The 17,432-nt window shown below is 64.7% G+C and carries 16 protein-coding genes; 15 read left to right on the top strand and 1 reads right to left on the bottom strand.

Annotated elements, in window-relative coordinates:
* The first annotated feature begins 22 nt into the window (after positions 1-22).
* Both CVM73_RS14405 and ldtR read left to right on the top strand, forming a co-directional pair.
* On the top strand, positions 23-526 hold the full coding sequence (locus tag CVM73_RS14405) for a DUF6163 family protein (RefSeq protein ID WP_100232635.1): 504 nt from the start codon (positions 23-25) through the stop codon (positions 524-526).
* 516 nt (positions 527-1,042) lie between these two features.
* Complete coding sequence (ldtR, locus tag CVM73_RS14410) at positions 1,043-1,561, top strand: transcriptional regulator LdtR (protein WP_100232636.1); 519 nt, start codon at positions 1,043-1,045, stop codon at positions 1,559-1,561.
* 168 nt (positions 1,562-1,729) lie between these two features.
* Here the strand turns inward: ldtR and CVM73_RS14415 are convergent, their stop codons facing one another.
* Positions 1,730-2,734, bottom strand: a complete 1,005-nt coding sequence (locus tag CVM73_RS14415; protein WP_100232637.1) for an AraC family transcriptional regulator — start codon at positions 2,732-2,734, stop codon at positions 1,730-1,732.
* A gap of 210 nt (positions 2,735-2,944) precedes the next feature.
* On the opposite strand from CVM73_RS14415, the gene CVM73_RS14420 reads away from it, so the two are divergent.
* From CVM73_RS14420 to CVM73_RS14480, 13 genes are all read left to right on the top strand, one after another.
* Positions 2,945-5,503: an autotransporter outer membrane beta-barrel domain-containing protein gene (locus CVM73_RS14420; protein WP_100232638.1), complete on the top strand. Its 2,559-nt coding sequence runs from the start codon at positions 2,945-2,947 to the stop codon at positions 5,501-5,503.
* A gap of 107 nt (positions 5,504-5,610) precedes the next feature.
* Positions 5,611-5,847: a hypothetical protein gene (locus CVM73_RS14425; RefSeq protein ID WP_100232639.1), complete on the top strand. Its 237-nt coding sequence runs from the start codon at positions 5,611-5,613 to the stop codon at positions 5,845-5,847.
* Positions 5,848-5,884: 37 nt separating this feature from the next.
* Positions 5,885-6,106, top strand: coding sequence for a hypothetical protein (locus CVM73_RS14430; RefSeq protein WP_100232640.1), 222 nt, complete (start codon positions 5,885-5,887; stop codon positions 6,104-6,106).
* Between the two features lie 263 nt (positions 6,107-6,369).
* Positions 6,370-7,668 carry a serine hydroxymethyltransferase gene (gene glyA, locus CVM73_RS14435; protein WP_100232641.1) on the top strand — a complete coding sequence of 433 codons (1,299 nt, stop codon included), beginning with the start codon at positions 6,370-6,372 and terminating at the stop codon, positions 7,666-7,668.
* 16 nt (positions 7,669-7,684) lie between these two features.
* Positions 7,685-8,167 (top strand): transcriptional regulator NrdR, encoded by a 483-nt coding sequence (gene nrdR, locus CVM73_RS14440; RefSeq protein WP_011087793.1) that lies wholly within the window; start codon positions 7,685-7,687, stop codon positions 8,165-8,167.
* A complete protein-coding gene (gene ribD, locus CVM73_RS14445) occupies positions 8,164-9,312 on the top strand; it encodes a bifunctional diaminohydroxyphosphoribosylaminopyrimidine deaminase/5-amino-6-(5-phosphoribosylamino)uracil reductase RibD (RefSeq protein ID WP_100232642.1) in 1,149 nt (382 codons plus the stop codon). The genes nrdR and ribD overlap by 4 nt, the downstream gene beginning before the upstream one ends.
* Positions 9,312-9,935: a riboflavin synthase gene (locus tag CVM73_RS14450; RefSeq protein ID WP_100232643.1), complete on the top strand. Its 624-nt coding sequence runs from the start codon at positions 9,312-9,314 to the stop codon at positions 9,933-9,935. Before ribD ends, CVM73_RS14450 begins: the two co-directional genes overlap by 1 nt.
* Before the next feature lie 111 nt (positions 9,936-10,046).
* Positions 10,047-10,538, top strand: coding sequence for a 6,7-dimethyl-8-ribityllumazine synthase (gene ribH, locus CVM73_RS14455; protein WP_100232644.1), 492 nt, complete (start codon positions 10,047-10,049; stop codon positions 10,536-10,538).
* A gap of 4 nt (positions 10,539-10,542) precedes the next feature.
* A complete protein-coding gene (gene nusB / locus CVM73_RS14460) occupies positions 10,543-11,040 on the top strand; it encodes a transcription antitermination factor NusB (protein WP_100232645.1) in 498 nt (165 codons plus the stop codon).
* A 175-nt stretch (positions 11,041-11,215) separates the two neighbouring features.
* A complete protein-coding gene (gene thiL / locus CVM73_RS14465; RefSeq protein WP_100232756.1) occupies positions 11,216-12,208 on the top strand; it encodes a thiamine-phosphate kinase in 993 nt (330 codons plus the stop codon).
* Between the two features lie 236 nt (positions 12,209-12,444).
* Positions 12,445-14,559, top strand: coding sequence for a sodium-translocating pyrophosphatase (locus CVM73_RS14470; RefSeq protein ID WP_100232646.1), 2,115 nt, complete (start codon positions 12,445-12,447; stop codon positions 14,557-14,559).
* A 194-nt stretch (positions 14,560-14,753) separates the two neighbouring features.
* Positions 14,754-15,644: a helix-turn-helix domain-containing protein gene (locus tag CVM73_RS14475; RefSeq protein WP_100232647.1), complete on the top strand. Its 891-nt coding sequence runs from the start codon at positions 14,754-14,756 to the stop codon at positions 15,642-15,644.
* Between the two features lie 135 nt (positions 15,645-15,779).
* Positions 15,780-17,429 carry a flavin-containing monooxygenase gene (locus tag CVM73_RS14480; RefSeq protein WP_100232648.1) on the top strand — a complete coding sequence of 550 codons (1,650 nt, stop codon included), beginning with the start codon at positions 15,780-15,782 and terminating at the stop codon, positions 17,427-17,429.
* The last annotated feature ends 3 nt before the right edge of the window (positions 17,430-17,432 follow it).

The raw sequence follows: 17,432 nt of genomic DNA on the forward strand, positions 1-17,432 counted from the left end.
GCCGAAGCAGCCAGAAGGGGCCATGTCCGAGATCTCCACCCGCGATGCGGCCCGCGACGGCACCAATGCCAGGGACGCTGCCCGAGACAATGCCAGAGAGAGTGCGCTCTCGGTGGCGGCGATCTCGTCGGACCGCTCAGAGTCCGACGACAATGTCTGGACGCGGCGGCTCGTGCTGTTCCTGCGGGTGATGGCGCTGCTCTCGATCCTCAAGGGTCTCTATCACTGGGCGCAGGTCACGGGCTTTGTCGGCGGCGAGGACGAGGCGTTCGAGAACCAGTCGATGGCCTGGCAGGCCGCGACCGTCTACTTCGCCGTGATCGAGCTCGTCGCCGCCGTCGGCCTGTGGCTCGCGACGCCCTGGGGCGCGGTGGTGTGGCTGACGACCGTGGTGTCGATGGCGGTGATCGAGCTGATGTTCCCTGGCATCTATGGCGGCAGCCTGATCGTGGTTGGCGTCGAGGCCTTCATGCTCGCCGCCTATCTCGCGCTCGCCTGGATGGCCGCGCGGGAACGACCGCCGTAGCGATACCTTCGATACATAGATGCTCTCGCGCCCCGGACGCAGCGCAGCGCGCCGCACGTGCGGCGTGGTGCGCTGCTGAGCCGGGGCCCATCTCTCCGCGATCCCGCTTTGGAACATCTGGGTCCCGGCTCTGCGCTCCGCTTCGCGGCGCTTGTCCGGGACACGAGAGTGTTGCATTTGGTTGACCGTTGGTTGCCTAAAATTCGCGATAAGTTTTCGTTGACCAGCCGGTTCCGCCACAGCTGTTACGCGCCCGTTTCGAAACGGGGCGGGGCTGTTCTGGAATGCGACAACAGCGGCGGACGGAGGGTGAACAGGACCTTGCGAAGGTCAACAGACGGTTGCGAAAAGTGCTTGTGGCACAGGCTTAATCCGCGATTCACTGTCTTAAATTCATGATCTCTTTATTCTCTTATTTAAGCCGATCTTCAAACGCGCCCCTTAAGTTGCACCTATCAGACGGGACACAAGTTTCGTCGAATAAGTGTCGATAAAAACGACAACAGGGGAAGTGTCATGATGAAAGCCGTCGCAACTGCGGCAGATACCGCAGAGCGCGTCTCCGGCCAGCAGGGTTCGGTGCAGTCGCTCTATCTGGAAGCTTTGACGCTGGTGGAGCGGCTGCATCGCCGGCTCCTCGACGTGATCAAGGACGAATTCGATCGCCGCGGCCGTGCGGACATCAACTCGGTCCAGGCGCTCTTGCTCTACAACATCGGCGACAAGGAGCTGACCGCGGGCGAGCTGCGCACGCGCGGTTACTATCTCGGCTCCAACGTCTCCTACAATCTGAAGAAGCTCGTCGAGCTCGGCTTCCTCGATCATCAGCGCTCGCGCGTTGATCGCCGCTCGGTGCGCATCCGCCTGACCCCGCAGGGCCAGGACGTCCGCCGCATCGTCGATGCGCTCTACCAGAAGCACGTCAAGACGGTGGAGCAGGTCGGCGGCATCTCCGGCGACGAGTTTGCGACCCTCAACAAGTCGCTGCACCGCCTCGAGCGGTTCTGGACCGACCAGATCCTCTATCGCCTCTGAGTTTTCGAAAAGGGAAGCCAAGCCGGCCCGGAACAAGACCGGTAGCCTCCCGAACGAAAGTCTGACCTCCCCAAGCGCGCCGGTCCGCTCGTTCGGACTGGTGCGCCGTTCGCACGCAACTCTGATGCGCCGAGCAGCATCTTCACGTCGAGCGAGCCCGCGCGTCCATCAGCGCAAACGTTCCTCCCACTGGCGAAACAATGCGACGTCGTCATCGGCCGCGACGACCGGGGCCGACACGCCGCCGAGGCGTGCGCGCCGCGGGCTGAATCCGAATTGCTTGCGAAACGCGCGACTGAAATGCGCCGCGCTGGCAAAACCATATTCCCTGGCGATATCATAAATCGCAAGCGGCTCTCCCGCGTTCAGGCGGACGTGGATCGTCTCGAGCCGTCGCTTGCGGATGTAGGCCGTGACGCCACCGGCATCGGCGAAAGCGCGATAGAGGTTGGATTTCGACGTCGCCAGCGCCCGGCTCATCGCCGCGATGCCGAGCTTGTCGGAGGCGAGGTGCCGGTCGATATAGGCCTCGGCCCGCTCGCGGACCAATGTCACCGACCTGCCGCTCGCGCCGTCGACGCTCGGCGGCCTTGCGCGCATCGCCGTCGTCAGCAATCCGACGAATGCGGCCGACAGGCTGGCCGCATCCTTGATGCTCATCTCCTCGAGCTGTTGCACGAAGGACAACAGGAAATCCGCGACGAGGCGGCCCCATGCACCGTCAATGATCAGTCCGTGCGTGGCGGGATCGTAGCCGGTGCGCTCGAAGGCGCGCCGCGCAATGGTGCAGGTGATGCAATCCAGCGCCGAGCCCTCGGTCACGAGAGCGCGGCGCGTATCGAACGCGGCCAGTTCGCCCTGCCGCATCGTGCGCGGGGAGGGCGCGTCGTCGGTGAAGGTTACCGTGCCGGCCTTGAGGAAGACCACCTGGATCACGTCGAGCCCGTCGGCCTTCGCCATCTCGGCGGTCCGCGCCATCCTGGCTGCGCCGATTCGGGAATGGGTCACGACCATGTCGCCCAGGGTCCAGGCATCCACGATGGCCTCGAAAGGAGCATCAGGCTCGAGACGGCTCACCTGATGGGTGGCAATGCCCGAACGCCAAATGTCGAATCTGTCCTGCTCTGGAAAATCTGTGGTGTCGAAATGCAGCACGGGAATGGGGGTGGACATGATCTGCCGGTGAAATCCCAACGTCTTTCGAGGGCCGTTATAGAACGGCGCCCGACGCGCGCCGAAGAAGAATTTGACTTCCCGGACCGGAAGACTTGACCGCTGAATTCAAAATCGATCTGCCGCGTTTCGCGGAGCCCGAATCCCTTGTACGATTCCGTGCTGGCAACCTATTGGTCGCAAGTGATTTGACGCTCAAGGCTTTTGCAGATGCCCTCTCCCTATCCGTTGCCTGCCGCTCCCGGTCATTTTCCGCATTCGTCCGGGCGCCGATGCGCGGCGGCTGTTTCCTTCGCTGGGGCCCTCGCGGCTTTTGCCGCCATAACGCTGTTCGCGGCGCCGGCTCACGCGGTCTGCACCCCCGCGGCCGCCGACAATGTCTCGGCGACCTGTACGGGCAGTACCGTCAACCAGGACAATCCAAATGGCTTCGGCACCTCTCTGATCAACAATCTCGGCGTGACCGTCGTCCAGGGGGCGACGGTGACTGGCACCAATTACGGCATCAGGTTCAACAGCGGATCGGTCGTCAATTCCGGTACGGTCACCGGCACGAACCTGTCGGCCATCGAGGCCATCAGCAGCGTCACCGTGACGAATTCCGGGGCGCTCAGCGGCCTGTACGGCGTCGCCTCCAGCGGGACTGCGGTCGTGACGAATTCCGGGACGATTTCGTCCTTCAACGGTGACGGTGTACGGGGCGGCACCAACGTCACCGTCTCCAATTCCGGTACCATCACCGCCCCCTTTGAGGGCGTTTATGCCGGCCAGAACGCCACCGTCGTCAATTCGGGGAGCATCACCGGCAATTCCCACGGGATCCTCGTTGGTGGCGACGCCTTCGTGACCAATTCCGGCACCATCGTCGCCCAGGCGAATGTGATCCGGGCTGCCAGCGGCAGTGCCGTCGTGATCAATTCGGGTACGCTATCGATGCTGGGGAGTTCCGGCAGCGCCATGTACGCCTTGACCAGTCTGACGCTCGTCAATTCCGGCACCATCATGTCTGCCGGAGCAGGGCCTTTCTCGAGCGGCAATATCGACGTGACCAATTCGGGATCGATCATCGTCACGGGATTTGGCCCGGCCATTTCTGCCGGCAATGCCAAGGTGACCAATTCCGGCACGATCATCGCGAATAACGGCTCCGGCGTGAGCGGCACCAACGTCGACATCACGAATTCCGGGGTGCTGCGCGGCTATTGGGAAGGCGTCATCGCCTCCCAGACGGCGAGCGTTACCAATTCGGGCACGATCATCGGGGACCATTCGGCGGGTATCTCGGCGAGCAACGATAATTTGTTGCTGACGAACTCGGGCTCGATCAGCGGAAGCAGCGCGGGCGCTCGCGCGGTCAATGGCAGCGTCAACGTCGTCAATTCGGGGACGATCGTCGGGACCGGGCCTTCGGGTGTCGGCGTGGTTTCGGGCGCCGCCGGCAGCGTGGTCAATTCCGGCACGATCATCGGCGCGGGCGGGACGGCGATCCAGTTCGGAGCGACGACCCCGGCACAATCCGACAGCCTGACCGTGCTTCCCGGCGCGCGCTTCGGCGGCGTGGTCGATTTCAGCGGCGGTGCCGATACGGTCAGGTTCGGACCGGGAAGCTGGATCCTGAACACGGCCAATTTTGACAAGACGCTATCGACGGTGACCACCGCCGGCAACCCTTATGTGGTTACGCCCAACCAGATCATCGTTGCCGATCTCTCCGGCGCCGGCGCCCAGAACCGCGCCATCATGGACATCACCGGCTGGATCGCGTCGGTCCTGCCCGATGCGCCGGTGTCCGCGCCCGGCGCGGGTGGGGCCACCGCGTTTGCCGCGACGGAAAGCTCGCCGTCCCCGTTCGATGCGTTCGCCAGCTTCCCCTCCGATGCCCCGGGATACGCCCGGGCGCCCGTCCTCAAGGCGGCGAGCGCAAGCTATGGCGACGGCAACGCGGTCTGGGCCAAGGCCTTCGGCGGCCAACGCCAGCAGGACAACAGCGGCGCTTTGATCGGCGGGACCACAACCGGTTATGGCGGTGCCGTCGGCTATGAGCGCCTCGTCGGTCCGGACCTCAGGCTCGGTGTGCTGGCGGGCGGCAGCGCCAACAAGACCTACCTTCATTTCAATGCCGGCAGCACCGGCACCGACACCGTGTTCGGCGGGGCCTATGGCCGCAAGATCTGGGGCGGCACCTTCCTCGATCTGTCCGTGATTGGAGGAAGCCTGGACAATACCAACCAGCGCAATATCGGGGGCGGTCTCGCCTTCGCGACGGCGACGGCCTCCTATGGCGGCTGGTTCGTCAATCCAGCGCTGATGTTCGGGCGCCGCCTCGACGTCGACGGACGCGGTTTCACCATCACCCCGGCGGTAAGAGTGCGCTACGTGGCGGCGCATTTCGGCGGCTACACCGAGACGGGCGCGGGCCTCGCCAATGTCAGCGTCGCCGGCCGCGACTTCCAGGCCTGGGAGGAGCGTGCCGAACTCACTTTCGCCAACAGCGCGACGCTCGCCAACGGACATCGCGTGACCGCGCGCGTCTCTGCCGGTGCGCTCGCGCAACAGCGCAGCGCGGGCGGCCTGCTCAACGTCGTCTTGCTCGGGCAGAACTTCGTCGCAGCCACGTCGGACCGCAGCAGCGTCGCCGGCGGCTATGGCAGCGCCGGCGTCGACTGGCAGATGGGCCGGCTCACGCTGTTTGCGCTGGGCGAGGCAAGCTATACCAACGATGTCTCGCGCACCTATTTCGGCAAGGGCGGCGCGCGCGTGACCTGGTAGGTCGCCCGAAACGCCGCCGACGGCCCCGTTCGCACCTGCAAAAAAATCTGGTCGCCAGCGGAACCAGTTCCGTGCCTTGCCGTTGTTCTCCCCAACCGGAGGGTGCGATGCTGGTCGAGCGCGGGCTTCAGGCGATGAACGTGGAACTCGTGAGCGAAGCCTACGCCATCGCCGCGAACTACCTTCGCCGTTCCGGCGCGATCCCCGACTCTCTCGTCACCGACGAACGCTTGCTCGGCCTCATCGTCAAGCTGATCCAGCAAGGTGAATTCAACAGGATCAGGCTGGCCAACAAGGCGATCACCCGGTTCCAGGCGCAGACCGAGGCCAGAGCGGTTGCCTGATCAAAACTCCCAAAATCCCGACGAACCAGAGGATGCCATGGAAGCTGCCATCGACCGCATCATGCAGACTTATGACCTGCTCGCCAACCGCACCGCGGCGGCCAGCGAGGAGGCGCGTGCGAAGGTCACGAACTACCTCAACATCCTGATGGAAGCCGGCGAGACCGACCCGCACAGGTTGACGGTGTGCGGCCTGACTTATCTGCGCCAGCTCGACGGCAGCGTTGACCCGGTGAAGGCGGGGTATACGGGGTTATGAAACGACGCCGGCTCCGCCCGGTGGCTGTTGGCGAAAGATGAGGCCCAAAGCGGCCCTAGTCCAGACATTGCAGAGGAGCGGTTCCATAGAACCGCTCCCGGCTGAAAACCTTCAATCCCACCATATCTTGCATAAATATCAGGCCAGACCCGCAAATGCTTGGCCGGTGGCGGGCGATGTGGTAGATCGCGCGTGCTTCCTATCGCCACACCAGACCCGCCCGTAGCCCGCCAAAAGGCTGCGGCGGTGGAGATATTCTCAAGATGACCCTCGCAAAAACCGCCTCCGCGCCCGATTCGTTTTTCACCGCCTCGCTCGAGCAGGCCGACCCGGAAATCGCAGCCGCCATCAAGGGCGAGCTCGGCCGGCAGCGCCACGAGATCGAGCTGATCGCGTCCGAGAACATTGTCAGCCGGGCCGTGCTGGAAGCGCAGGGTTCGGTGATGACCAACAAATACGCGGAGGGTTATCCGGGCGCGCGCTATTACGGCGGTTGTGAGTGGGTCGACGTCGCCGAGAACCTCGCGATTGATCGCGCCAAGAAGCTGTTCGGCGCCAGCTTCGCCAACGTGCAGCCGAACTCCGGCAGCCAGATGAACCAGGCGGTGTTTCTGGCGCTGCTCCAGCCCGGCGACACCTTCATGGGTCTCGATCTCGCCGCCGGCGGCCATCTCACCCACGGCTCGCCCGTCAACATGAGCGGCAAGTGGTTCAAGGCCGCGCACTACACCGTGCGCCGCGAGGACCAGATCATCGACATGGACGCGGTGGCCAAGCAGGCCGAGCAGGTCAAGCCGAAGCTGATCATCGCTGGTGGCTCGGCCTATTCGCGCGCCTGGGACTTCAAGCGTTTCCGCGAGATCGCGGACAGCGTCGGGGCGTACCTGCTGGTCGACATGGCGCATTTCGCCGGGCTGGTCGCCGGCGGCGTGCATGCCTCGCCGGTGCCGTACGCGCACGTCACCACCACCACGACGCACAAGTCCTTGCGCGGTCCGCGCGGCGGCCTGATGCTGTGGAATGACGAGACGCTGACCAAGAAGCTCAACTCGGCGATCTTCCCGGGCCTGCAGGGCGGTCCGCTGATGCACGTGATTGCGGCGAAGGCGGTCGCCTTCGGCGAGGCGCTGCGTCCGGACTTCAAGGTGTACGCCAAGAACGTCGTCGAGAACGCCAAGGCCTTGGCCGAGACCCTGAAGGGCCATGGTCTCGATATCGTCTCCGGCGGCACCGACAATCACCTGATGCTGGTCGATCTCCGGCCCAAGGGCCTGAAGGGCAACGTCTCGGAGAAGGCGCTGGTCCGCGCGGCCATCACCTGCAACAAGAACGGAATTCCGTTCGACCCGGAGTCGCCCTTCGTCACCTCCGGGATTCGGCTCGGCACGCCGGCGGCCACCAGCCGCGGGTTCGGGGTCGCCGAATTCCAGCAGGTCGGCGGCATGATCGCCGAGGTTCTCAACGCGATCGCGCAATCCTCCGACGGCAAGGCGCCGTTGGTGGAAGCTGCGATCAAGGAACGGGTCAAGGCGCTCACCGACCGGTTCCCGATCTACCAGTAAGGCAAGGCCCACGCGGATGCGCTGCCCGAACTGCAATAGTCTGGATACGCAGGTAAAGGACTCGCGTCCGACCGAGGACTCGTCCGTGATCCGCAGGCGGCGCGTGTGCGTCGCCTGCAATTTCCGCTTCACCACCTTCGAGCGCGTGCAGCTGCGCGAGCTCACGGTGATCAAGCGCAACGGCCGCCGCGTGCCGTTCGACCGCGACAAGCTGATGCGCTCGGTGCAGATCAGCTTGCGCAAGCGGCAGGTCGAGCCGGAGCGGGTCGAGAAGATGGTCTCCACCATCGTGCGCGAGCTCGAGACCGGGGGCGAGGCCGAGATCTCCTCGGAGGTGATCGGCGAGACCGTGATGGAGCATCTGCGCACGCTCGACGACGTCGCCTATGTGCGCTTCGCCTCGGTCTACCGCAATTTCCGCGAGGCCAAGGATTTCGCCGACGTGCTCGGCGAGCTCTCCGGTGAGGAGGAAGCGCGGCTCGCCGCGATCCGCAAATGATCTTCCGCATCCTGGAAGACCAATTCGCGCAGAGGGCCCGCGAGGCCAAGGATGCTGATCGCCGTTTCATGGAGCTGGCGCTCGCGCTGGGCAGGCGCGGGCAGGGGCGGACCTGGCCCAATCCGGCCGTGGGCGCCGTCATCGTCAAGGACGGCGTCATCGTCGGCCGCGGCTGGACGCAGCCCGGTGGGCGTCCGCATGGCGAGCCCGAAGCGTTGCGGCGCGCAGGCGAAGCGGCGCGGGGCGCCACGCTCTATGTCACGCTGGAGCCGTGCTCGCATTTCGGCAAGTCGCCGCCTTGCGCCGATGCGGTGATTGCGGCCGGCATCAAGCGGGTGGTGGCGGCGATCGAGGACCCCAATCCGGAAGTTGCCGGCCAGGGCCATGCGCGCCTGCGCGGCGCCGGCATCGCGGTGGAGGTCGGTCTGTGCGCGGCGGCGGCCGCGTACGATCATGCCGGACATTTCCGCCGCATCCGGGACAAGCGCCCGCATGTGATCCTGAAGCTCGCGGTGTCGCCTGACGGCAAGATCGGCGCGGCCGGCGGCAAGCCGCTTGCGATCACGGGCGAGGCCGTACGCGATCGCGTGCATCTCTTGCGCGCGCAGAGCGATGCCATCCTGGTCGGCATCGGTACGGTGCTGGCGGACGATCCGCTTCTTACCTGCCGCCTGCCGGGCATGGCGGCGCGCTCGCCGGTGCGTGTGGTGCTCGACCAGAGCCTGCGGATTCCCGCATCGAGCCGGCTCGTGCGCTCCGCGCGCGAGACGCCGCTCTGGGTGGTGGGTTCCGAACTCGCCGAAGCCGCGGCCGCAACGCGGCTTGGGGCGGCCGGTGCGCAAATGCTGCGCGTGCCGCCGGGCAGTGCATCAGGGCTCGATCTGCCGGCCGTGCTGCAAGCGCTGGCCGAGAAGGGCATCACGCGGCTGATGGTCGAGGGTGGCAGCCGTATTGCGGCGTCCTTCGTCGCGGCCGATCTCGTCGACGAGATCTGGCTGTTCCGCGGCGCGGAAGCGGTCGGCGAGGGCGGCGTCGATGCGCTCGATGCATTGCCCCTGTCGAAAATCACGCAGTCGCCGGCCCATAAGGTTCATGCTAGCGACACCTACGGCAAGGATACTCTCACCATCTACGAGCGCGCGTAATGTTCACCGGCATTATCACCGATATCGGCGAGATCGTCAGCTTCACGCCAACGGCGCAGGGGCAGCTGCACCGGCTGCGCATCGCCTGCCGTTACGATCAGAGCACCATCGCCGACGGCGCCTCGATCGCCTGCAACGGCGTCTGCCTGACCGTGGTCGCCTCGGGCGTTGCAGACGGCAGGGACTCTAAGCAAAGGACCTGGTTCGACGTCGATGCCGCCGCCGAGACACTGGCATTGACGACGGCCAAGCACTGGAAGGTCGGGACGAAGCTCAACCTCGAGCGCGCGCTGAAGATCGGCGACGAGCTCGGCGGCCATATCGTCGCCGGCCACGCCGATGGCATTGCCACCATCGTCAGCCGCGAGGACTTGCCAGATATGGCGCGGTTCGTGCTCTCGACGACGCGGGAGCTGGCGCGGTTCATTGCCACCAAGGGCTCGATCACGCTCGATGGCGTCTCGCTGACGATCAATACGGTTGCAGACGAGACCTTTTCGGTGCTGATCATCCCGCACACGCTGACGGTCACGACCATCGGCGGCTGGAAGGCCGGGGCCGAGGTCAATATCGAGGTCGATCTGATGGCCCGCTACGCGGCGCGGCTGACGGAAATGAAGTGACGGCGCATAAAGTTCGTCATGCGCGGGCTTGACCCGCGCATCCATCCTCTTAAGAGGTGCTTGCCCGATGGATTGCCGGGTCAAGCCCGGCAATGACAGAATAGGTTGACCATGGCAGACGCGCGGCGCGCACCCCTGAAGGACCAGACCGACATTTCCGGCGCACGCGCGCTGATTGTCGAGGCGCGGTTCTATGACGATCTCCAGGACGCGCTGCTCGACGGCGCGGTGGCCGAGTTGAAGGCGGCCGGTCTGACGCACGACGTCATCACGGTTCCCGGTGCGCTGGAGATCCCGGCGGCGGTCGCCATCGCGGTCGATGCCGCGGCGGCGAACGGCAAGCCCTATGACGCGGTGATCGCGCTCGGCTGCGTCATCCGCGGCGACACCATTCACTTCGAGATCGTCTCGCAGGAATCCTCGCGCGCGCTGATGGACCTCGCGGTTTCGCGAAAACTGCCGCTCGGCAACGGCATCCTCACCGTCAACAACGAAGACCAGGCCTGGGCGCGGGCGCGCGCCAGCGAGCTCAACAAGGGCGGCGATGCCGCGCGCGCAGCGCTTGCGATGCTGCGCATCAAACGCCGCCTGGCGCGGGCCTGAAGCCATGGCCGACAACAGCAAGAAGCCGGCGGGCACTCCGGAGAAGAAAGCAAACCGGCGCGGCGCGGCGCGGCTCGCCGCCGTGCAGGCGCTGTACCAGATGGATATCGCCGGCGCCGGCATCAACGACATCTTCGCCGAGTTCGAGAGCCATTGGCTGGGCAACGAGGTCGAGGGTGACACTTACCTGCCGGCCGAGGCGGCGTTCTTCCGCGACGTCGTCTCGGGCGTGGTGCGTGACCAGAAGAAGCTCGATCCGCTGATCGACGAGGCGCTGTCGAAGGGCTGGCCCTTGAAGCGGATCGAAGCCATCCTGCGCGCGGTGCTGCGCGCGGGAGCCTATGAGCTCCAGCATCGCAAGGACGTGCCGGGCCGCGTCGTGGTCTCGGAATATGTCGACGTCGCCAATGCATTCGTCGACCGCGAGGAGACCGGCATGGTCAATGCCGTGCTCGACCAGATCGGCCGGCAGTTCCGTGGCGACGAGTTCGGGCGGGGGTAGTTTTCCGCAAGGGCGGTGAAGTGATGCAGTGCGGCTGCCCCATATTCCGCTGTCATCACCCGCGAAGGCGGGTGATCCAGTACGCCGCGGCCTATCGATTTCACATGACCGTCTCTGGAATACTGGATCGCCCGGTCGAGCCGGGCGATGACAGCGGTGGGTGTGGCTGACGCTCATGGCAAACAATCCCTCCGGCGAAGACTCCCTCATCGCGCGCTATTTCAAGCCGCTGGCGACCGATCCCGGCGCGTTCGGGCTGGTCGATGACGCTGCGGTCCTATCCTCGTCCGGCGACGACATCGTCGTCACCACCGATGCCGTGGTCGAGGGCGTGCATTATCTTGCCGACGATCCGCCCGAGACCATCGCGCGCAAAGCACTGCGGGTGAACCTGTCCGATCTCGCCGCCAAGGGCGCGCTGCCTGCCGGCTTCGTGCTGACGCTGGCATTGCGCAGCAAGGAGGATGCCTGGCTCCGCCCGTTTGCGGACTCGCTCGGCGAGGACGCCAAGACCTTCGCTTGTCCTCTGCTCGGCGGCGACACGGTGTCGACGCCCGGCCCGCAGATGATCTCGATCACGGCCTTCGGACGTGTGCCTCGGGGCCGGATGATCGGCCGTACCGGTGCAAGGCCGGGCGACCGCATCCTGGTGACCGGGACGATTGGCGATGCCGCGCTTGGCCTCGACGTGCTCAAGGGCGGCGCCGTTGCCGCGGCGCTCGCGTCCAATTCCGCGGCAAGGGAAGCTTTGATCTCACGCTATCGGGTGCCGCAGCCGCGCAACGTGCTGGCGCGAGCGGTGCGCGATCATGCGACCGCAGCGATGGACGTCTCCGACGGCCTCGCCGGTGATCTGACCAAGCTCTGCGCTGCGTCCGGGGTCTCGGCTTCGGTCGACGTGACGAGCGTGCCACTCTCGGCCGCGGCGGCCGGCCTGCTCGCCCGCAATGTCGTTGGCGTCGAGGCGCTGCTTGCGGGAGGCGATGACTACGAGGTGCTGTGCACCGTTCCGCCCGCGCAAAGCGACGCGCTGATCGCCGCGGGGCGGGCCATGGGCGTTGCCGTGACCGCGATCGGTACGATCGTGGACGGTCACGAGCAGCCGCGTTTCCTGGACGGGCAGGGCCAGGAACTGCTCTTGACGCGGCTGTCTTACAGCCACTTCTAGGAATTGCTCCAAACCGGCATCTTAGTTCGCGGCATTGGGCCCTAAATACCTGCCCAGATCGGCGTTTTCGACCTCATCCGGCGTTGCACCCTCAATTTGATTTTGGCAAGCTCGCAACCGACTGAGGCCGTCCCTTGGGGCAAAGGGGGCGGCTTTGTTCAAAATCAAGGCGCCGCACCGCACGACGGACAACAAAAGGCGCCGGGGGTACATCAAGGATCTGAGGCAAAAATCACATGACAGCATTATGGTTGATAGTGCTCTGCGGAGTGCTTTCCGTCGTCTACGCGATTTGGGCGACGTCTTCGGTGTTGGGCGCGGATGCGGGGTCGCCGCGCATGCAGGAGATCGCGGGAGCCGTGCGTGAAGGCGCACAGGCCTATCTGCGGCGCCAGTACACCACGATCGGTCTCGTCGGCATCGTCATTTTCGCGCTGCTTGCCTACTTCCTTGGAGTTTATGTCGCGATCGGATTCGCCATCGGCGCCGTCCTGTCGGGGGCAGCCGGCTTCATCGGCATGAACGTCTCGGTCCGCGCCAACGTGCGCACGGCCCAGGCCGCAACGACGTCGCTCGCCGGCGGCCTCGAGCTCGCCTTCAAGGCGGGCGCCATTACCGGACTTCTGGTGGCCGGTCTCGCACTGCTGGGTGTGACCCTCTATTTCGGCTTCCTGGTCCACTCGCTGAAGCTCGCGCCCGATAGCCGCACCGTGGTCGATGCCATGGTGGCACTCGGCTTCGGCGCCTCGCTGATCTCGATCTTCGCCCGTCTCGGCGGCGGCATCTTCACCAAGGGTGCGGACGTCGGCGGCGACCTCGTCGGCAAGGTCGAGGCCGGCATTCCCGAGGACGATCCGCGCAACCCCGCGACCATCGCCGACAACGTCGGTGACAATGTCGGCGACTGTGCCGGCATGGCCGCCGACCTGTTCGAGACCTATGCGGTGACCGCGGTCGCCACCATGGTACTGGCTGCGATCTACTTCGCCAAGACGCCGATCCTCGCCAACATGATGACGCTGCCGCTCGCGATCGGCGGCATCTGCATCATCACCTCGATCATCGGCACATTCTTCGTCAAGCTCGGGCCGAGCCAGTCGATCATGGGCGCGCTCTACAAGGGCCTGATCGCGACCGGCATCCTGTCGCTGATCGGCATCGCGCTGGTGATCTATTACCTGATCGGCTTCGGCAAGCTCGAGGGTGTCGGCTACACCGGCATGGCGCTGTTCGAATGCGGCGTGGTCGGCCTCGTCGTCACCGCGCTGATCATCTGGATCACCGAATACTACACCGGCACCGACTACCGTCCGGTGAAGTCGATTGCGCAAGCCTCGGTCACCGGTCACGGCACCAACGTGATCCAGGGCCTCGCCGTCTCGATGGAAGCGACTGCGCTGCCCGCGCTCGTGATCATCGCCGGCATCCTGGTCACCTACAGCCTCGCCGGGCTGTTCGGCATCGCGATCGCGACCGCCACCATGCTGGCGCTGGCCGGCATGATCGTCGCCCTCGACGCCTTCGGCCCCGTCACCGACAACGCCGGCGGCATTGCCGAGATGGCGGGCCTGCCGAAGGAGGTGCGCAAGTCGACCGACGCGCTCGACGCGGTCGGCAACACCACCAAGGCAGTGACCAAGGGCTACGCGATCGGCTCCGCCGGTCTCGGCGCTCTGGTGCTGTTCGCGGCCTACAATGAAGACCTCAAGTTCTTCATCGCCGGCAAGAATGCTTACTTCCAGGGCGTCAATCCGGACTTCTCGCTGAACAATCCTTACGTTGTTGTGGGCCTGCTGTTCGGTGGTCTGTTGCCGTACCTGTTCGGCGCGCTGGGCATGACGGCGGTCGGCCGTGCGGCCGGCGCGATCGTCGAGGAGGTCCGTCGGCAGTTCCGCGAGAAGCCGGGCATCATGCAGGGGACCGACAAGCCTGACTACGGCAAGGCCGTGGACCTGCTCACCCGTGCGGCGATCAAGGAGATGATCATCCCCTCGCTGCTGCCGGTGCTGTCGCCGATCGTCGTCTACTTCCTGATCTACGCGATCGCGGGCGGCGGTGCGGCCGGCAAGTCGGCGGCGTTCTCGGCCGTTGGCGCGATGCTGCTCGGCGTGATCGTGACGGGCCTGTTCGTCGCGATCTCCATGACCTCGGGCGGCGGCGCCTGGGACAACGCCAAGAAGTACATCGAGGACGGCCATTTCGGCGGCAAGGGCTCTGATGCCCACAAGTCGGCCGTCACTGGCGACACCGTCGGCGATCCCTACAAGGACACGGCCGGCCCCGCGGTGAACCCGATGATCAAGATCACCAACATCGTGGCCCTCTTGCTGCTGGCGATCCTGGCGCACTGAGCTGCGCAAGCCTGAAAGACAAAACCCCGCGGCGCGAGCCGCGGGGTTTTTGTTTGGGAGCGTTCCTTTGTCGGCGTTCCCCGGACGCTGCGCAGCACGAAGTGATGCGCTGCAGGCTCGGCTTGACACGTACAAACCTGCTGTTGACAATAGTTCGCACAGGTGCCGCCAGTCCGCGACGTTGGAAAAATCCCATGGCACTGCTCATTCGACCAGAAGAACTGCCGCGCTGGGTACCGGGCGAATTGCTGCGCTGCAGTGCCGGTCAAGGCTGGAAGGGCGTTGAGCTGCGGACCTACCGCTATAGCGGTCTCGATGTCCCAGTGCCCGCGATGGCCGACTTCATGATCGTCTCCTACAAGCGCGGCAGCACCATGATGGAGCGGCGTTTCGAGGGGCGCTGGACCCGGACCGAGTGTCATCCGGGCGATATTTCGCTATTGACCCGCTCGCAGGCCTCGCACTGGCACTGGACCGAACAGATCGACGTCTCGCATGTCTATCTTTCGGACGCAGTGGTGTCCCGCGTGGCTGCCGACGTCCTTGAGCGGCCGATCGCCGCGGTGCGGCTCCACGACATATTGCGCACGCAAAGCCCGATCGTGACCGAAGCCGTCAAGGCCATATCTCGCGAAGCCAGCGGCAACGGCATCGGCGGTGCGTTATACGTCGACGCGTTGAGCACACAGCTCGTCGTGAATCTGCTTCGCAACTTTGCATCGGTTCAGTTTGTCGATAAGTCCGGAAGGGGTGAGCTGCCGCCGGCAATACGCAAACGCATTGTCGACTACGTCGAAGCCCGGATCGATCAGGCGCTCTCGCTCGAGGAACTCGCCGAAGTCGCCTCGATGGGCGTATGGACTTTCGGGAAGCGCTTTCGCGCCTCGTTTCAGACCAGCCCCCATCAGTACGTCGTCGACCGTCGGCTCGAAAAAGCTCAGCAAATGTTGGCTCTTGGCCGCCTGCCGGTGAAGGCGATCGCGTCGGAATGCGGCTTCGCGGATCAGGCTCATTTGACGCGCGTTATGCGCGCACGGCTGGGCCGGACACCGGCCGCCCTGAGGGACGACGACAGCTCTCGCTAGCGCTCCTTCACCTGATCCTTCAACAAACTCACTGGTTCATTCAAGACGACGCTGCACGTCGCTTCTAACGTTCCTCCCCACGGCCGAATGGCCATTCGGTCGCTCAAGCGGCCGGTACAAAAGAGGGGAAACGTTATGGACACCTTGTTGGAGCCGACACATGCGTCGCGTGCGGATGCACCGACAACACGGTTGGACGCGCTGGTCATCGGCGCCGGGATCGCCGGTCTCTATCAGTTGTATCGCCTGCGCGAGATGGGACTGAACGTCCGCGCCTACGATACGGCATCGGGAGTGGGGGGCACCTGGTATTGGAATCGCTATCCGGGTGCGCGCTTCGATTCCCAGGTCGAGGTCTACCAGTATTGGTTCTCCGAAGACCTGTACAAGGCCTGGAAGCCGAGCGAACGATTTCCCGCGCAGCCGGAGACCGAACGCTGGCTGAACTTCGTCGCGGATCACCTCGACTTGAAGAAGGACATTCAATTCAACAGCCGCATCGCCTCGGCCCACTATCGCGAGAAGGACGGCCGCTGGACGGTCACGACGGACGCCGGCGAGACGATCGACACGCAATATGTCCTCGCTTGTTGCGGCATGCTGTCGGCTCCGCTCGTGGACCGCTTTCCCGGCCAGTCGACGTTCCGAGGCGAGATCCACCATACCGGACGATGGCCGAAGAGCGGCGTCGATCTCAAAGGTAAGCGCGTCGCTGTGGTCGGCACCGGCGCGACCGGCATCCAGGTCATCCAGACCATCGCCCCCGACGTGGCCGAAATGAAGATCTTCGTGCGGACGCCGCAATACGTGGTGCCGATGAAAAATCCGCGATACAGCCAGGCCGAATGGGAGGTCTGGGCCAGTCAATTCCACGACCTGAAGAAGCGCGTCCGTTCGACCTTCGCCGGCTTCCACTACGACTTCGAGAACCGTCCCTGGGCGGAGCTGACGCCCGGCGAGCGCACGGAAGTGCTGGAAAAGTTCTGGAAGGAAGGCTCGCTATCGATGTGGCTCGCGACCTTCCCGGAGATGTTCTTCGACGAATCGGTCAGCGCCGTCGTATCCGACTTCGTACGGGGCAAGATGCGTGAGCGCCTGCGCAACGATCCGAAACTGTGCAGCCTCCTGATCCCTTCTGATTATGGCTTCGGCACGCACCGCGTGCCGCTCGAGAACGGCTATCTCGAGGTCTATCTGCAGAACAACGTCGAAGCAATCGACTGCCGGTCCACGCCGATCGAGCGCATCGTACCCGAGGGTATCCAAACCTCCGACGGCAAGGTGCATGAGGTCGACGTCATTATTCTCGCTGTCGGCTTCGACGCCGGCTCCGGCGCGCTGAGCCGGATCGACTTCCGCGGCCGCGGCGGTCGTTCGCTGAAAGAACAATGGAAGCAGGAGATTCGTACCGCCATGGGCCTCCAGGTCCATGGCTATCCGAACCTGTTCACGACCGGCGCGCCGCTCGCACCTTCGGCTGCACTCTGCAACATGACCACCTGCCTGCAGCAGCAAGTCGACTGGATCACCGACTGCATCGGGTACGCGCGGACGCAAGGCAAGCAAACGATCGAGGCCACCCGCGAGTTCGAAGACAATTGGGTGAAGCACCATGACGACACCGCTGCGGCGACGCTCGTGGTCAAAACCGACTCTTGGTACATGGGCTCCAACGTCGACGGCAAGCCGCGCCGGCTGTTGTCCTATATCGGGGGCGTCGGCAACTACAATCGACAATGCGACGAGCTGGCCGCCAGCGGCTATCCCGGTCTCGCGATGAACTGACCT

This window comes from Bradyrhizobium forestalis (assembly GCF_002795245.1).
GTDB classification, from domain to species: Bacteria; Pseudomonadota; Alphaproteobacteria; order Rhizobiales; family Xanthobacteraceae; genus Bradyrhizobium; species Bradyrhizobium forestalis.